The organism is Microbacterium sp. SORGH_AS_0454, assembly GCF_031453395.1.
Classification (GTDB): Bacteria; Actinomycetota; Actinomycetes; order Actinomycetales; family Microbacteriaceae; genus Microbacterium.
The window spans coordinates 1,905,950-1,922,153 of record NZ_JAVIYS010000001.1; the positions used below are offsets into that span (position 1 = coordinate 1,905,950).

Sequence of the window (16,204 nt, forward strand, 5' to 3'; positions counted from 1 at the left end):
GGGATGGCGTGATCGGTGACGCCGACTAGTTCGACGTCTCCCGTCTTTCCTGATCGGCCCGGGGAAAGGGCTCCGGCAACCGGTCACCCGAGAATGACCAGACGATGATGTACAGCACCGCGCCGATGAGGAAGAGCCCGAGAAGGACCACTCCGGCGATCGCCCCCGGCCACAGGAGCACGAGCAGTCCGGCGGGTCTCGTCATCGCGCGCGAGACCAGGCCGCGGGTCATGAGCTGGAACAGGACCACCAGCACACCGCCCGCGTAGGCGCTGCACAGTCCCAGGGTCAATCCGAGAGTGCCGAGGGGATCGCCCGCCGTGGCGTAGACGACGATGCCGATGAGGTCGAGGACGAGAGCCCCCGCGATCGCCCACGAAGTGAACTTCGACAGGGGCCCATCGTCCATCCGAGACGTGACGATGGAGCGGAACAGGTCACCCAGATTGCGCTGCATGCGCCGGAGCCACAATCCCAGGATGGCGATGGCTCCCGAGAACAGGAGGGCCTGGACGATCGCGCCGGCGAGATGACCGAGGCCGGTGTCGATGCGCCATCCCCACAGGCCGCCGGTCGGAACGCAGACCGCGAGCAGGGCCACGCACAGGCCGAGGACGACCGAGACGGGGAAAACCAGCGCCCTGCTGGCGGCGAGCTCGAAGAAGACCTCGTTGTCGTCGTCGCCGGGGGCCTTCGCCACGCGACGAGCCGTCTCGAGGAGGGCGTCGGATCCGCGCTGACCCGGTCCGCCGAAGACGGCGAGGACGCGTTGGGCATCGTCGTTCGTCGGGTCGATGCGCAGCGCGGAGGCGGCACTCTCGCGAGCTTCGCGCGAGCGGCCCACCTTCCACAAGCACGTCGCGCGCGCGAGGTGCAGATCGATGTCATCGGGCTGCGTCTCGAGCGCACGCTCGAGGGCGGGGATGGCCTCGGCGGCGCGACCGAAGGCATGCAGGACGCGCGCGTAGGTGAACACCGCGAACGAGACCTCGGGGGCCAGAGCGTACAGACGGTCGGCGGCGTACAGGGCCTCTGCCTCGTGGGCGGTCTCCATCTGGGTGAGGGCCAGCAGGCGCCACGCCCACGCGTCGTCAGGAAACGATGACACCGCGTCTCGGGCGAGCGGCGTGAGTTCGTCCCAGCGCTCCAGCTCGACCAGGGCCTCTCCGACGATCCGCTGTGCTTCCGCGTTGCCGGGGTCCCGCGCGAGCACCGCTCCCGCCTCCTTGAGTGCCTGTTGGCGCCGTCCGAGACTCAGCAGCGTATCGGCGTTACGGAGTGTCCGTGCGTCGTCGCTCACAGGCGGCGCACGCTTCTGAGGTAGTCGCGCAACTGGGTGAAGGTGCCGTCGTCTTCGCCGAAACGGACGATGTTACGGGCCGCCTCGAGCCAGGGGCCCGTAGACGAGGTGGTCTGAGCGACGCCATGTCGCAGATCGTCCATGCCGATGAGACGCGCCGTGCCGGTTCGTGCGCTCTCGAGCAGCGCGTTCTCGCTCGCGACCTCGCAGACATAGGCGATGTCGGCGCCGCTGTAGCCGTCGGTCAGCCGTGCGAGCTCCGCGAGATCGACACCCTCGACGGGACGGCGGGCCAGGTGGTGGCGGAAGATGGCCCGCCGAGCCTCATCGTCGGGAGGGAGCACCAGCACCGTGCGGTCGAGACGGCCCGGTCGCCTCAAGGCGGGATCGACATCCCACGGCTGATTCGTCGCCGCGAGGACGAAGACGCCCTCGTTGTCGCTGGCGACACCGTCGAGTTCTTCGAGCAGGGCGACGACGACCCCGCGCATCCCGCTGTGGCGGGCCTGCGAACGGCGCTGTCCAATGGCATCCAACTCGTCGAGGAAGATGACCGTCGGGGCGTCGCGGCGCGCGAGCTGGAAGAGGTCTCGGACGTTGTGCTCGCTCTCGCCCATGTACCGGTCGAGGATGTCGCTGATGCCGACGGAGAGGAACGACGCCCCGAGTTCGCCGGCGATCGCACGGGCGATGAACGTCTTGCCGCACCCCGGCGGTCCGTACATGAGCAGTCCGCCCCGCAGGCTCTTGCCGTAGAGCGCACGCAGCTCGGGATTCTTCAGCGGGGCGAGGAACGCCGCATTCAGCCGCTCTTTCACCTGCGACATGCCGCCGACATCGGTGAGGGTCGTCGTGGGTCGCTGCAGGTCGTGCGCGTCGAACGCCGAGGCACTCTCGCCGTCGACGAACGCGGGCCGCGCGATGTGACCCACCTCGGTCTCGGCGGCCGACCAGTCGAAACCGGCCTCCGGACGGGATGGGGCGGGAGGTTCCGCGGGTCGGAGGCTCGCCGGGTCTGGGGCCGCGGGCGCACCCAGCGCTCGAGCGAGCAGTTCGCGGGCCCGCGAGTCGGCGGGGGAGTGCGATAGAACGGTGCTCGCCTCTGAGACGGCCTGGTCTGCGAGTCCGCGTTCCCAGAGCTGCGTCGCGAGATGCAGACGCAACTCGTCGTCGAGTGGTGCGGCCTCGACGGCGCGACGCAGGGCTTCGATCAGCGGGTCGTTCATCGGTCTCCTCGCGACGGGGGTGCCCTGCCATTGTGGGCGAGACCACCGACACGTGCCATATCGTCGTCTCACCTGTGGATGGTTCGCCGTGCGAGAGCAGCGGTCCTGCCATCCTGGCGTTCACGACCGCCGGGGCGGCCGGCGCCGATCGGCGACCCCCCGAGCGCACGCTACTCTGGCACGAATGTCGCGCGCATCCGTCTGCGCGCCCCCGCGTACCCGAGGAACAGCCATGACCCGCATCTCCGATTCCGGAATCTCCCTCGCAGTCGTCGGCGCCACCGGCCAGGTCGGCACCGTCATGCTCGAGATCCTCGCCGAGCGCGCGTTCCCGATTCGGGAACTCCGACTGTTCGCCACCGCGCGCTCCGCCGGCTCGTCGATCGAGTTCGCGGGCCGTTCCGTCGTCGTCGAAGACGTGGCCACCGCCGACCCCGCGGGCGTCGAGGTCGCTCTGTTCTCCGCCGGCGCCACGGGGAGCCGGGCGCACGCGCCGCGCTTCGCCGAGGCGGGCGCCCTCGTCATCGACAACTCCAGCGCCTGGCGCATGGATCCCGAGGTCCCGCTCGTCGTGAGCGAGGTCAACCCCCACGCGATCGACCAGGCCGTCAAGGGCATCGTCGCCAACCCCAACTGCACCACCATGGCCGCCATGCCGGTCCTGAAGGTCCTCGACACCGAGGCCGGCCTCGAACGCCTCATCGTCAGCACCTACCAGGCCGTCTCCGGCTCCGGCCTCGCGGGCGCCCGGGAGCTCCTCGGCCAGGTCGAGGGCGTCCTCGCCCAGGGCGAGGTGGAGCGTCTCGTCCGCGACGGCTCGGCCCTCGATTTCCCCGAACCCGAGAAGTACGTCGCCCCGATCGCCTTCGACGTCATCCCCTTCGCCGGCAACCTCGTCGACGACGGACAGAACGAGACCGACGAAGAGAAGAAGCTCCGCAACGAGAGCCGCAAGATCCTGGAGCTCCCCGACCTGCGCGTCGCCGGTACGTGTGTGCGGGTCCCCGTCTTCACGGGTCACTCGCTCAGCATCAACGCCGAGTTCGCCCGCGACCTCTCGCCCGAACGCGCTCGTGAGCTCCTCGCCGAGGCCCCCGGTGTCAAGCTCGAAGAAGTGCCCACGCCGCTCCAGGCCGCCGGCACCGACCCCAGCTACGTCGGTCGCATCCGCGCCGACCAGTCCGCTCCCGAAGGCCGAGGCCTCGTGCTGTTCATCAGCAACGACAACCTGCGCAAGGGCGCGGCTCTCAACGCGGTGCAGATCGCCGAGCTCGTGGCACACAAGCGCCTCGCGACTGTCTGAGACACGGCATCCGGATGCCGGGTGCGAGGTGTCTCGACATCGAACCGACGGTTCTCTCGATGTCGAGACACCTCTCGGCCCGCACCTAGAATCGACGGGTGACTGAAAACGTCGATGTTCTTCTCATCGGTGGCGGCATCATGTCGGCCACTCTCGGCACGCTGCTGAAGGACCTCCAGCCCGATCTCAAGATCGCGGTGCTCGAGCGTCTCAGCGACGTCGCTCAAGAGAGCTCGAACGCCTGGAACAACGCCGGCACCGGTCACGCGGCGCTGTGCGAGCTCAACTACACGCCTGAGGCCAAGGACGGCACGATCGACCCGGCCAAGGCCGTCACGATCAACGAGCAGTTCCAGCAGAGCCGTCAACTGTGGGCCTCGCTCGTCGCCGAGGGTGTTCTCGATGAGCCGTCGACGTTCATCAATGCCACGCCCCACATGACGTTCGTCCGCGGCGAGAAAGACGTCGCCTTCCTCCGCAAGCGCTACGAGGTCCTCAAGCAGCAGCCGCTGTTCGCGGGTATCGAGTACAGCGAGGACTCGCGCGTCATCAATCAGTGGGCTCCGCTGCTCATGCAGAAGCGTCGCAAGGGCGAGCCCTTCGCCGCCACGCGAGTGCCCGCCGGCACCGACGTCGACTTCGGCTCGCTCACGCGCCAGCTGTTCGCTAACCTGCGCGAGAAGGGCGTCGAGGTGGCTACGAACCACGACGTCAAGAAGCTCAAGAAGCAGAAGGACGGGTCGTGGGAGGTCTCGTACCGCCACGTCATCGGCGGGACCCCCGGCTCCATCAATGCGAAGTTCGTCTTCGTCGGCGCGGGCGGCTGGGCCCTCAAACTCCTGCAGCGCTCGGGAATCCCCGAGATCAAGGGCTACGGTGTCTTCCCGATCGGCGGGCAGTGGTTGAAGACCTCCAACCCCGACATCGTGGCGAAGCACCGCGCGAAGGTGTACTCGCAGGCGTCGGTGGGTGCACCCCCCATGTCTGTGCCGCACCTCGACACGCGCGTGATCGACGGGGAGTCGTCGCTGCTGTTCGGACCGTTCGCGACCTTCAGCCCGAAGTTCCTGAAGAACGGCTCGATGCTCGACATCGTCACGCAGGTGCGTCCGCACAACATCCTGCCGATGCTCAAGGTCGCCGTCGACAACCCGAGCCTCATCAAGTACCTCGTCAGCGAATTGCTCAAGACCCACTCGAAGAAGGTCGACAGCCTTCGCGACTTCATGCCCACCGCGAAGGACGAGGACTGGGAGCTGCTCGACGCCGGCCAGCGCGCCCAGGTCATGAAGCGCGACAAGGACAAGGGTGGCGTGCTCCAGTTCGGCACCGAGGTCGTCACCTCAGCCGACCACTCGATCGCCGGTCTCCTCGGGGCATCCCCGGGAGCCTCGACCGCCGTGTCGATCATGCTGGGGCTCATCAAGACCTGCTTCCCCGAGCGCATGGCCGACTGGGAGCCGCGCCTGCGCAACCTGATCCCCAGCTACGGCGAGACGCTGAACACGAACCCCGCCGCCGCGCGCAAAGAGCTGGATGCCACGGCGCACGCTCTGGCCATCAACCCCTGAGTCGCGCGTGGCGAAGCTGTACTTCCGCTACGGAGCGATGAACTCGGGCAAGTCGACAGCCCTGCTGCAGGCGGCGTACAACTACGAGGAGCGTGGTCAGCGCGTTCTGCTGGCCAAGCCGGAGATCGACACCAAGGGCGCTGATCAGATCGACAGCCGCCTCGGCGTGAAGCGCGAGGTCGACTTCCTCGTCGCCCCTGACGACGACCTGCGCGAGGTCTTCCACGGCGCCGCGGGCCACGCACCCGTGGCGTGTCTGCTGGTCGACGAGGCGCAGTTCTTCACCGCCGCGCAGGTCGACGACCTCCTGCGCATCGCCGTGCTCGACGGCATCCCGGTCCTGGCCTACGGCATCCGCACCGACTTCCGAACCGAGGCCTTCCCCGGATCCGCCCGCCTCATGGAGATCGCCCACAGCCTCGAAGAGCTCAAGACGATCTGCCGGTGCGGTCGGAAGGCGATCTTCAACGCACGGCTGGTGGGCGGCCGGTTCGTCTTCGACGGCGATCAGGTCGCCATCGACGAGGGGCAGATCGAGGGCGAAGTGACGTACGAGTCGATGTGCGCCGCGTGCTACCTGCGCGAGTCGGGCGGGCGGCTCGACGGGCGCTGAACCCCTCTCGCGCGAGCAGCGCGGTGGTGCCCGAGCGATAGCCTGGAGGCATGCGCGTACTCCTGGCCGGCGGAGCCGGTTACATCGGAACCCACACGGCCGTCGCCCTTCTCGAAGCGGGCCACGACGTCGTCCTCCTCGACGATCTGTCGGGCACGCACGCGGTCGCCGCCGAGCGGGTCGAGAAGATCACCGGCAAGCCCGCGCCCCTCATCGTGGGCGACGCGGCCGACGAGGCGGTCGTCGCGTCGGCGTTCGACGAGCACGGGCCGATCGACGCGATCATCCACCTGGCCGCCTTCAAGGCCGTGGGGGAGTCGACGCAGAAGCCGCTCGAGTACTACTCCAACAACCTCGACACGACCTTCGCCCTGCTGCGGGTGGGTATCGCCCGCGGCATCCGGAGCTTCGTCTTCTCGAGCACTGGCACGGTGTACTCCGACCCGGCCGATCTCCCCTTCACCGAGGAGTCGACGACGAGCATCGATCTGTCGAACGCGTACAGCAAGTCCAAGCGCATGAACGAGGTCGTGCTCGCCGATGTCGCGCGCGTGAACCCCGAGCTGAACGTCACAGTGCTGCGTTACTTCAATCCGGTGGGCGCGCACCCGTCCGGCCTGATCGGTGAAGATCCCGCCGGCATCCCGAACAACCTCATGCCGTTCGTCTCGCGCGTGGCCATCGGCACGCTCGACGAGATCGGGGTCTTCGGCGCGGACTACGACACCCCCGACGGCACGGGCTTGCGCGACTACATCCACGTCGTCGACCTCGCCGAGGGTCACGTCGCCGCTCTCGAGCAGGCGCAGCCCGGCCACCAGGTGTTCAACCTCGGTACCGGTCGTCCGGTGAGCGTGCTCGAACTCGTCGCCTCGTTCGAGAAGGCCGTGGGGCGCGAGCTGCCGAAGAAGATCCTCGACCGTCGCCCCGGAGACGTCGCCGCGACGTACTGCGACCCGTCCAAGGCCGGCGAGGTCCTCGGCTGGCGCACGCGTCTCGGCATCGACGACGCCTGCCGCGACTACTGGAACTGGCAGACCACGAACCCGGCCGGGTATCGCTCGACCGCCGACGCCTGATCATCCACGCGTAGGCTGGTGTGGTCGGGCCACACCAGCGTGCTCGACGGAACGGGGACTCCTTGCCGAACATCGCACCCCGTGCCTGGCAGATCGTGCTCGAGCGCATCGAGGGCGATCTCCGCGAGGGGCGCCTGTCGCCCGGCGACAGACTGACTCCCGAGCGCGAACTCGCGGCCCAGCTCGGAGTCGGCCGATCGAGCGTGCGTGAGGCGGTGCGGGTGCTCGAGGTGCTCGGGGTCGTGCGCACGGCGACGGGCTCCGGGCCCACCGCCGGGGCCATGATCGTGACGACACCACGGGGCGGCCTCGCCGCCTTCCTCCGGTTGCAGGTCGCCGCGAACGGTTTCCCCTTGACGGACGTCGTCCGCACGCGCATCGTGCTCGAGGTCGATGTCGTCGAGCGGTTGGCCCGCGACGACGCCGACCTTTCCGAGGTGGTCGGCATCCTGGACGCGATGGATGCCGAAAGCCTCGCCCCCGACGAGTTCCTGGCTCTCGACGCGCGTTTCCACCAGGCCCTGTCCGAGGTGTCCGGCAACGCGGTCGTCTCGGCGATGATGGCGGGTTTGCGCAGCTCCATCGAGGCGTACACCCGGGCGGGGGCCGCCCGCCTCGACGTGTGGCCGGTCGTCGCCGAGCGGTTGCGCTCGGAGCACCGGCACATCCTCGCGGCGGTCTCGCGTGGCGACGCCGAGGGAGCGCGCGAGGCCGTGCGTGCTCACATCACCGATTACTACACCGAGGTGGCGCAGGCGCTGAGCCCGTCCGATGCGGACGAAGCCGCCGTCGGTGACGCGGCGCGTGCCGCCGTACGTTCTTCGCCGTCCGCTTGAGAGGATCCCCATGAGCGATCGACCCGCGCGCCCGCCGCGCCCGCAGCACATTCTGCACGTCGTCGAGACCGAGCGTCTCACCCCGCACCTCGTCCGTGTGCGCGCTCGAGGGGAGGATCTCGCCGTGTTCCGCGACAGCCCCCATACCGACAAGTACGTCAAGATCACGTTCGCCAAGCCGGAGCTCGGCCTCGAGCCGCCCTACGACCTGGCTGCGTTGCGCAACACGCTCGCGCCGGAGGACCTTCCCGTCACCCGCACGTACACGGTGCGCGCGGTCGACGGCGACGAGGTGACCATCGATTTCGTGGTGCACGGCGACGAGGGGCTCGCGGGCCCGTGGGCGGCGCGCGCGCAGCCGGGGGACCGCCTCGTGGTCTCGTCGCCCGGCGGCGGCTACGCGCCCGACTCCACGGCGGACTGGCACCTGTTCATCGGCGACGAGTCCGCGATCCCCGCGATCTCCGCGGCTCTCGAGGCCCTGGCCCCGGATGCCGTCGGCGCGGCGTTCCTCGAAGTGCAGGCCGCCGACGAGCAGCTCTCGCTCGACGCTCCGGCTGGAGTCGAGATCGTCTGGGTTCACCGCGGGTCCGCCGTGGCGGGTGCGACGAACGTCCTGGCGGATGCCGTGACCTCCTGGCATCCGCGCGACGGGCGAGGACATGTCTTCGCGCACGGAGAGCGAGAGGCGATGAAGCGGATCCGCGACCTCGTCTTCACGCGGTGGGGCTTGGGTCGCGAGCAGGTATCTCTGTCGGGCTATTGGGCGTACGGGCGCACCGAAGATCGATTCCAGGCCGAGAAGCGCGAGCCGATCGGGCAGATCCTCTGACGGCTCGCGCCCCGCGGGCTCAGTGCCCGGTTCGTGCGGGAAGCGTCGGAATGAGCTGCTCGAGGAACGCGGCGGTGTCTTCCCACCCGTGCACGGCCTGGCACTCGACGCCCATGGCCAGCACGGGGTAGTCGTTGCCGTCGGGATCGAGGCGGTCGCCGACGAAGAGCATGTCGTCGAGCGGGATGCCGGTGGCTTCGACGAGCTTGTTCATGCCGTAGGCCTTGTCGATACCGCGGTGGGTGATGTCGACGGAGGTCGATCCCCCGGAGCGGACCTCGAGGTCGGGGATGCGGGAGGCGACCGCTTCGCGCAGGCTGTTCTTCTTCTCGCCAGTGGGGTCCCAGGCCATCTTCGCCTCGAGAGGGGCGGACTGCCCGAGGGCCGAGAACGTGATCTGCGAGCCGCGGTCCTCGAGGATGTCACCCCAGGGCTCGGCCTCCCACAGCCCGAGACGCTCGGCCTCTTCGCGCACGGCCGCGAGGGCGCGCTGCTTCTCGTCGTCGGTGAGCGAGTGGGCGTAGACCGTCTCGACGCCGGCGGGCGTGAGCAGGTAGTACTGGGTGCCGCAGGTGGGCATGAGGTGGAAGTGCGAGAGCTGTTCGGGAGAGGCCTCGGGGAGGCGCTCGACGACCTGGCTGCGGAACTGCTGGAGCTGCCCGCCGGAGATGATGGCCACCTCCACCTTCTCGGCCAGGGCGAGCAGCAGGTCACCGATGCGCGGGTCGATCGCCGACTTCGAGGGGGCGAGGGTGTCGTCGAGGTCGAAGGCGACGAGGCGGGGCGAGGCGTCGGACACGGTGCTCCTGTCAGGCGGAAGGACGGACCCTCGACAGTGCCGCGGGCGAGGCCACGGGAGTTCCTCAAGTCCACGGGTGGCGGACCGGGGGTCCGCTGTCCATGGTATCCGGCCCGTCCGGTAGCCCGACAATCCCGCGTGTTGGCGCTCCCTTTCCCGAACCGCTCCGGAATGTCTCGCCAGGGCGCCGGTGCGCTGCCGCCACGTCGCCGCTTCCGCCACCGTCCGCCGACCCACCGGCGGTCGACCCGTCGCCTTTACGACCGGGAACAGCGGGCCGACCACAGCCCACGCCTCATTCCAGATCTCGCCGTGCGCCACACCTCAGTGCTCGCTCACGCGCCGCTGCACAGTGTTCGCAACGCGCCCTCACTCGGGTAACGCTCTCATCCGACGAAGCCGCCACGCTGCTGAAGTGATGTGGTCCGAACCGGCCGCGCGAAGATCGCGTCGGAGATCAGCTGCCAGTCGGCATTCGGCAGGGAGGTGACTTGGCAGACGTGCCCAAGGCCGGTCCAGCGGCAAGTGACTTCGTTCGACGGGAGGCGGGACGGAAGGGCCCAAACCGGCTACGGCGGACCGACTACCTGATCACAGCACCAGGGAGGGAAACTCCTCCTGTGCGCTATAAAGAACGTCGTCTCGGGGAGGTTCGTCGGTCATACGTTCCGATCGCGGATGAAGTCTCGCCGTGGTTTGGCGCCAAATAACCGCGGGAAGTGCGGCTTATCGCAGGCGAACAGGGTGCGTCAGGCGCGTTGAAGTCGGCAGCTTGAGCTTCGCGCCTCGTGTCATGTACAGCGTTGGTCCCAGTGCGAGGGCTGGTGTCGCGATCTTTCATTGCGGCCAGCTTTAGCTTCCCGAGTGCTGAAGCGGCAACCGATAGGCGGCTGCCCGCTTGGAGTCTGTCATCGACTGGTCACCTGCGTCCCCCGAAAGGAGGACAGACGACTGGATAATTCCTCTATACGCTTGAGATTCAAAGCGGGAGGGCATTGCGCCCCCCCGGTATCTATGATAAGTGGGGGGACACATTGAAGATAAGAACACGACTCGCGACGCTGGCGATGCTTGTCGCAGCGATTCTCGGCGGATCTGTCATGAGCGCGAGCGGTGCATACGCCTCTGACTGGGGCCCCTGCGAGAAAGGGCCGTACCACACCCTGACTGGCGGGTCCGTCACCGCGAGCCTTCCTTCCGAAGGCACCGAGTTGTCGAAGGTCTGCCTTTCGCGCCAGGGTGACGCTGGATCGGGTGTCAGTGCTCTTCAACGTGCGATGAAGGCGTGCTATGGGCAGAACATAGCGACTGATGGACAGTTCGGACCGGCGACACGGAACGCCCTGCTGAACGTGCAGCGGAGGCTTGGGGTTACGGCAGACGGTATTTACGGGCCGGAGACAGGAAACCGCATGTACTTCCCCACGAACTACAGTGGTGGTTGCAATTACAAGGGAGCGCAGTACGACAAGTACGGTTGGTGGCCTGGTCCCTGACCGTTTCCTATGGCGCTGAATCGACGACTGGCTTCTCGGTCCCGTCGCGGAATGCGACGGGACCGAGAAGCTTGAATGTCGGAACTTCAGCAGTCGATCACAATCGTGACGCGACGAGTCGCGGCGGTCGGCGTGACTGTAGTGGCTTGTTGAGAGTGCGAGTGTGCGTCAATGAGTGCTCCGGCGGCTGTATGGCGGGTCGACAAGCGCGCAATTGGCGCTGAAGCCGTAAGTCGCCTCCGGTTCATCGCCTGGACCCGTGGTGGCCTCGGCGAGTGGGCGATCTGTGCATGGGGATCGCGTGAGAGTCGTCTTGCGCAGGCATGCCTCTGGTGTACGCGCGCGTAGGGCCCCCGCTCTTTCTTAATCACGAGAGGCGAGACCGCAAGGAACCCTCCAGAGCTCCACGCGACGGTGATTCTCGTGACCCGGCGGGCATCGCTGGATGCCTCCCGACCGCACGTGATTTCCATGTGCGAAGGAACCCCGCCCTCCTCCAAAAGTTGAAAGAAGTTCGGTAATGACCCTTGGACGCGTTCTACTTTCTCGGCGGCAGGTTCTCGTCGCCCTCACCACCGCGGCCTCGATAGCGACGAGCGTCATCGCTGACGACGGTGAACCCCTGAAGAATCCCTCCGTGTCGCCATCGGGCGCAACTGCACTAGAACCTTCAGTGCGCGTAGATGAGTCGGTCACGAATCGTTGCAATTCCGAAGACTGGGCAACACGGTTCGAGACCTCCGTGCCGGTGATACTGAAATTTGAGAACATTCGCCAGGACACCCTCGTCACGGTCGAATGGGATGAACGACTATACGATTTTTCCCCCACCGCGGTGGTCCTGACAGCCTCGAAGTACGTTGAGCTGTCAGGGAAAAGTGCTGGTGCTAATCAGCTGCACTTTACCGTGCCCGCGCAGACGGACCGACTCTTCCTTCAGCCGGCGGCGCTGGAGCTCTACCCCGCCGAGAACGTCGGTAATCCATTGATGAGTTCGGTACTTCTCAACAATGCACTGGCGTACACTGCTTCGACCGTCGCAGTGCACGCATCACCATGGGGAGCTGAGATTCGCGCTGCGTGGTCGACTGCCAGGGGATACAGCTACCCGTCTCTAGTTGACGTTCTGAGTACCGGGCCAGGACCCATCCCAGCCGGCACGAAAGTTGTCATCGAAACTTACCGCTCCGTCGCTACTCTTTCCACGCAGTCTGCAGACGGCGAGTCGGTCGATGTGGAGTCGACGGCAGTGAATGAGTTCCGCGAAGTCGTATCGACCATTGAGCAAGACGTGGCGGCCGGAGAGACGTTCACCCTGCACGTTGCGCCTGAGCAGGAAGTGGATGATACGTCGCGGGCATCTCTCACGCAGGTGGGCGCGATCTATCTACGGCCGATTGGCGACAGGACCGACGATATGCGTGCAACTGGAAGGTACTCTGTTGCCGCTATTACCTCTTCGGGCACAGAACTGACTGATAACCGAGTAGTGGAGAAGGCCTAGACATGCCAGATGCAATGGTGCGCGACACTCAGCAGTGGCTGAACACGACCTACGGTGGTCACGCTCAGTGGCGCCGCGTGAGCGAAGACGGGTTCACCGGCTGGGGGACGATGTTCGCCCTCATTCGAGGGCTGCAGATCGAACTCGGCATTACGTCTCTTTCCGACAACTTCGGAAGCGGCACAGCATCCGCGTTCACTTCCCAGATTGGTAGCGTCTCGTCTACGACGACGAACAGGAACGTGATACGCCTCACGCAGGGCGCGCTGTGGTGCAAAGGCTACCTAGGCGGATACACGTGGTTCTCTTACGACGCAGTCGTGACGTCCTCGGTTCAAAAGGTGACAGCCGACATGGGGCTCATTGCGTCGTCCTCGGTTTCGGTGAAAGTCCTGAAGAGCTTGATGTCCATGGACGCTTACGTTCTCCTTGCAGGCGGAACGGAAGAGAAACGTGCCGTCCAGCGTTGGTTGAACGGTAAATATAGCCACCGAAGTGCTTTCAACATCCTACCCTGCGACGGGTTGTTCTCCCGGAACACGCAGCAGGGAATGATGTATGCCATTCAATACGAACTCAATATGACGGATAGTGTCGCAAATGGCAATTTCGGGCCGTCCACCAAGTCGGGACTTCGGTCCAACGGAAATGTCAGTCAGGGTAGCACTGACACGACCAAGAACTGGGTGCGTCTTTTTCAGGGTTCACTGCGGCTCAACGGCTACTCATCTCCTTTCAGTGGAACTTTCGACCCGTCAACGCGCAGCGCGACGATCTCATTCCAGCAATACGCGGAGCTTCCCACCCACGGATCAGGTGATTACCGCACCTGGGCTTCGCTATTAATTAGCACCGGGGATGAAACGCGCCCCGGAATGGCTAGTGATATGGCCACGCAATTGAATGCTGGACTATGCGTAGAACTGTACAAGGCGGGCTATAGAACTGTCGGGCGCTACCTTACGGTGAAGTCCAAACGTTACCTTCCAGGAGAGCTGCAGGCAATTTTCGACGCCGGGCTCGAGACCTTCCCAATTCTTCAAGAGGACGGTACTTCCCTTGGATATTTCAATAAGGAGATCGGTCAGGGGCACGCTCAGCAAGCGGCGCGACGGCTGCGCCAACTGGGTTTTCCCGCTGGGACGACGGTATTCTTCGCCGTCGACTTCGATGCAACGGACGACACTATAAGTGCGGCCATCATTCCGTACTTTCAGGGAGTGCGGGAGTATCTGTCGCGTACCAGGGTCGCTTTCAAGGTCGGCATTTATGGCACTCGCAACGTCTGTACCAGGGTAATCAACGCCGGATTCGCAGACGAAGCTTTTATCGCATCGATGTCCTGGGGGTGGAGTGGGAATCTCGGGTATGCACTTCCCCCGAAGTGGTCGTACGATCAGATCTATAACTACGCGCTAAGCGGCACATCGGCGCACACGGCAAACGGCAAAGAAATGGAGATTGACAAGAACGTTCAATCGTCTAGAGCAAACCCAGTCGGGAAATTGGAGATACTTCCCACCCCCCTTCCGTACGGCGGGTTTGACCGCTTTTACTGGATGATTACGCATCTCGTGGTGCTGGCGGAGATCACTGGGGCTGGCTTTCCAGTTGACCTGCAGACCAACACTGTTCTCTACTATGTACAAATCAAAGATCCAAAATATCTAGCGGACCAATTCAAGCTCTATCTGCTCGAGCCAACCCAACAACCTCAGATTGCATTTTACAGAAGCTTTCCGCAGTGGGCGACGGACGAGGAGAGTGTCGTGAACGAGACTGACTTCGTTTCATCGTTTCCGGTTCTGGGAGGTACGTCCGCAGGAACATCGCATCTAGCTGTCACCGCGCGGGGCTACATGCGCTACGGTCGGCCGACGATGTCAGAACGGACGAAGGCGACGATCGCCGATCTCGGCGGATGGGCGCTTGACCTGGCGAGCATGTGGACGGAGTTCACACAAGACTCCTCTGTCGCCCACCCCGCGTCGTCCTCTGCGACCAAAGCGTGGTACAAACGTCGTATTGGTGTTCGTGATTTGAACCCAGACACACAAGGCTACTTCAGTTTCGACGATCTCATCGGTGACATAGATGGATATATCGTCGGATCGCTGCTGAGTGATGACGTATCTCGGCGGCTGGATGACGTTCTCAGGGAAATTCGAACAAAAATCGTGGCCGACGTGAATTGGCGGTACACGGCATTCTATTCTCAAAGGTTTGGCAGTACGTGGGCTAACGCGAAAGCGGCGGCTGTCGATGTCTTCACGAGTGGAAATTTCACCATCAGTGGTCCAGTTACATTCACGATGGGTGGTTTCGATTTTCTCATATCCCGTAGTCAGTACGGTAAGCCCGTGTATCAGCCCACGGCGGTCCATGCCAACGCGATCGGAGAGGCTTGGGCCGATCTCGTTTCCGGGCTCGCGCAGTCTGGTGCGAGCGCAGCGCCCCAGTGAAAGTGATGAAGGTCGTTACCCAATTAGTGCGCGCTCTCGTGGTGGCTGCGGGGCTGGTAGCACTGTATTTCTCCCTAACATTTAGCACCGACTTCGGTCTTCACCGCTCAGCCGCAGACGGTTCAGTTGGCATCGATTACATCGGTGCGGGCGTGGGATTGGCTCTCGCTTCGACGATCGCAGCGACCATCTTTGCCGTGTCGCTGCGGTGCAGGGAAATTTCCAAGACAGATGGGGGTTGGCTTCTCGCGTCGGTGGTTGGGGTAATTCTGACATTGGTTCTGGCGGTGGGGAATTGGATCCTTGCCATCCTCCTGTCGAGCTCGACCTGGGGAAACATGTCCGGGGGTGATCTGCTTCTGCGCGAGTACTTCGTCGAATCGGCTACACCCGCCTGGATTTGGTGGTCTCTCTCGATGACTACGGTTGGAGTTTTTTCTTCAATCAGATTGGGTGTGAAAACCCGGTCGCCCCGGAGGCTTGTTGACAATTTTTGGTTCCTCCCCGCCATCGCTTTGTTGATAATTCTTGGCAATACTTTGACTACATCACTGTTATCAATTTCCGCCCCATGGTGACGCTTGGTTAATTCCCGAGATGATTTTGCCGTGGCTCACGAGTCACGCGTCTCATGGACGCTATGCCCGGAGCAGATGCGCCGAGTAGCTGGGTCTGTACAGTCACGAGTGTGACGGTTGGCGACATTTTCTAAGCCGCCGGGGCGCTGCCGGTAGTCCATGTGCCACCGGGCGGTCGGCCCGACCGATCACCGCGCAGGGGGGCGCCGACCCGGGGGCGCGGGTGCAACAGAGACAGAAGAAACTCCCTCTCCCGCAGCTTCGGGATCCGAAAGTGGCCATCTCGTGCTGGGGGTCGCGAGCGTCTTCGAGCGGGTGTCGTTGCGGCGCGTTGTCCGCCCCTGGGTCCGCTCGTGCGGGGAGGCGCCGATCTGCGCCGTTGCTTCCGCGTTGATCAGGTCCTGCAGGCCGGCCTGCAGCATCCGGCGGAACACGTCCGAGTGAGCGACGCAGGGATCAGGGGCGTCAGAGGAGACTGGCACTTGATCATCGTGGGATCGAAGGCAAAACCCGTCAGCACAAACGAAAAACCTCCCGCGTTTCCGCGAGAGGCTTTTCGTTTTCTACGACCCGGGGAGACGAAGTCTCCAAGGGTTCGACTGCTA

General features: G+C 64.7%; 13 protein-coding genes and 1 pseudogene. 10 read left to right on the forward strand and 4 right to left on the reverse strand.

Features of this window, described 5'->3' with window-relative positions:
- Window positions 1–25: 25 nt before the first annotated feature.
- Together QE454_RS08835 and QE454_RS08840 are read right to left on the reverse strand one after the other, a co-directional pair.
- Complete coding sequence (locus tag QE454_RS08835; RefSeq protein WP_307456063.1) at window positions 26–1,300, reverse strand: tetratricopeptide repeat protein; 1,275 nt, start codon at window positions 1,298–1,300, stop codon at window positions 26–28.
- Complete coding sequence (locus QE454_RS08840; protein ID WP_307456062.1) at window positions 1,297–2,526, reverse strand: AAA family ATPase; 1,230 nt, start codon at window positions 2,524–2,526, stop codon at window positions 1,297–1,299. Before QE454_RS08840 ends, QE454_RS08835 begins: the two co-directional genes overlap by 4 nt.
- A 232-nt stretch (window positions 2,527–2,758) precedes the next feature.
- Here QE454_RS08840 and QE454_RS08845 point away from each other — a divergent pair, with 232 nt between their 5' ends.
- The 6 genes from QE454_RS08845 to QE454_RS08870 all read left to right on the forward strand — a co-directional run bounded on the left by QE454_RS08845 (window position 2,759) and on the right by QE454_RS08870 (window position 8,760).
- Window positions 2,759–3,829 carry an aspartate-semialdehyde dehydrogenase gene (locus tag QE454_RS08845; protein WP_307456061.1) on the forward strand — a complete coding sequence of 357 codons (1,071 nt, stop codon included), beginning with the start codon at window positions 2,759–2,761 and terminating at the stop codon, window positions 3,827–3,829.
- A gap of 98 nt (window positions 3,830–3,927) precedes the next feature.
- Window positions 3,928–5,400: a malate:quinone oxidoreductase gene (locus QE454_RS08850; RefSeq protein ID WP_307456060.1), complete on the forward strand. Its 1,473-nt coding sequence runs from the start codon at window positions 3,928–3,930 to the stop codon at window positions 5,398–5,400.
- A gap of 7 nt (window positions 5,401–5,407) precedes the next feature.
- Window positions 5,408–6,013, forward strand: coding sequence for a thymidine kinase (locus tag QE454_RS08855; RefSeq protein ID WP_210073593.1), 606 nt, complete (start codon window positions 5,408–5,410; stop codon window positions 6,011–6,013).
- A gap of 50 nt (window positions 6,014–6,063) precedes the next feature.
- Window positions 6,064–7,092 carry a UDP-glucose 4-epimerase GalE gene (gene galE, locus QE454_RS08860; RefSeq protein WP_307456058.1) on the forward strand — a complete coding sequence of 343 codons (1,029 nt, stop codon included), beginning with the start codon at window positions 6,064–6,066 and terminating at the stop codon, window positions 7,090–7,092.
- Between the two features lie 62 nt (window positions 7,093–7,154).
- The gene (locus QE454_RS08865) at window positions 7,155–7,928 is read left to right on the forward strand and encodes a FadR/GntR family transcriptional regulator (protein ID WP_307456056.1); all 774 of its coding nucleotides are present in this window, start codon (window positions 7,155–7,157) and stop codon (window positions 7,926–7,928) included.
- Between the two features lie 10 nt (window positions 7,929–7,938).
- Window positions 7,939–8,760, forward strand: coding sequence for a siderophore-interacting protein (locus QE454_RS08870; RefSeq protein WP_307456053.1), 822 nt, complete (start codon window positions 7,939–7,941; stop codon window positions 8,758–8,760).
- Between the two features lie 19 nt (window positions 8,761–8,779).
- Here the strand turns inward: QE454_RS08870 and QE454_RS08875 are convergent, their stop codons facing one another.
- Window positions 8,780–9,559, reverse strand: a complete 780-nt coding sequence (locus QE454_RS08875) for an HAD-IIB family hydrolase (RefSeq protein ID WP_307456051.1) — start codon at window positions 9,557–9,559, stop codon at window positions 8,780–8,782.
- Between the two features lie 1,100 nt (window positions 9,560–10,659).
- Between QE454_RS08875 and QE454_RS17270 the strand changes: the two genes are divergently transcribed.
- From QE454_RS17270 to QE454_RS08890, 4 genes are all read left to right on the forward strand, one after another.
- Window positions 10,660–11,055, forward strand: a complete 396-nt coding sequence (locus tag QE454_RS17270) for a peptidoglycan-binding domain-containing protein (RefSeq protein ID WP_179284801.1) — start codon at window positions 10,660–10,662, stop codon at window positions 11,053–11,055.
- A gap of 520 nt (window positions 11,056–11,575) precedes the next feature.
- Window positions 11,576–12,559 (forward strand): hypothetical protein, encoded by a 984-nt coding sequence (locus QE454_RS08880; RefSeq protein ID WP_210073603.1) that lies wholly within the window; start codon window positions 11,576–11,578, stop codon window positions 12,557–12,559.
- 2 nt (window positions 12,560–12,561) lie between these two features.
- On the forward strand, window positions 12,562–15,021 hold the full coding sequence (locus QE454_RS08885; RefSeq protein WP_210073605.1) for a glycoside hydrolase domain-containing protein: 2,460 nt from the start codon (window positions 12,562–12,564) through the stop codon (window positions 15,019–15,021).
- 5 nt (window positions 15,022–15,026) lie between these two features.
- Window positions 15,027–15,599, forward strand: coding sequence for a hypothetical protein (locus QE454_RS08890; protein ID WP_307456048.1), 573 nt, complete (start codon window positions 15,027–15,029; stop codon window positions 15,597–15,599).
- A gap of 196 nt (window positions 15,600–15,795) precedes the next feature.
- On the opposite strand, the pseudogene QE454_RS08895 reads toward QE454_RS08890, so the two are convergent.
- A pseudogene (locus QE454_RS08895) lies at window positions 15,796–16,081 on the reverse strand (transposase); the annotation flags it as partial.
- Window positions 16,082–16,204: the final 123 nt, after the last annotated feature.

What these genes read in the sequence shown, in the direction of transcription:
- QE454_RS08840 (WP_307456062.1), bottom strand. Translation starts at nt 2,526, where the DNA reads ATGAACGACCCGCTGATCGAAGCCCTGCGTCGCGCCGTCGAGGCCGCA.
- QE454_RS08870 (WP_307456053.1), top strand. Translation starts at nt 7,939, where the DNA reads ATGAGCGATCGACCCGCGCGCCCGCCGCGCCCGCAGCACATTCTGCAC.
- galE (WP_307456058.1), top strand. Translation starts at nt 6,064, where the DNA reads ATGCGCGTACTCCTGGCCGGCGGAGCCGGTTACATCGGAACCCACACG.
- QE454_RS08890 (WP_307456048.1), top strand. Translation starts at nt 15,027, where the DNA reads ATGAAGGTCGTTACCCAATTAGTGCGCGCTCTCGTGGTGGCTGCGGGG.
- QE454_RS08845 (WP_307456061.1), top strand. Translation starts at nt 2,759, where the DNA reads ATGACCCGCATCTCCGATTCCGGAATCTCCCTCGCAGTCGTCGGCGCC.
- QE454_RS08885 (WP_210073605.1), top strand. Translation starts at nt 12,562, where the DNA reads ATGCCAGATGCAATGGTGCGCGACACTCAGCAGTGGCTGAACACGACC.
- QE454_RS17270 (WP_179284801.1), top strand. Translation starts at nt 10,660, where the DNA reads ATGAGCGCGAGCGGTGCATACGCCTCTGACTGGGGCCCCTGCGAGAAA.
- QE454_RS08880 (WP_210073603.1), top strand. Translation starts at nt 11,576, where the DNA reads ATGACCCTTGGACGCGTTCTACTTTCTCGGCGGCAGGTTCTCGTCGCC.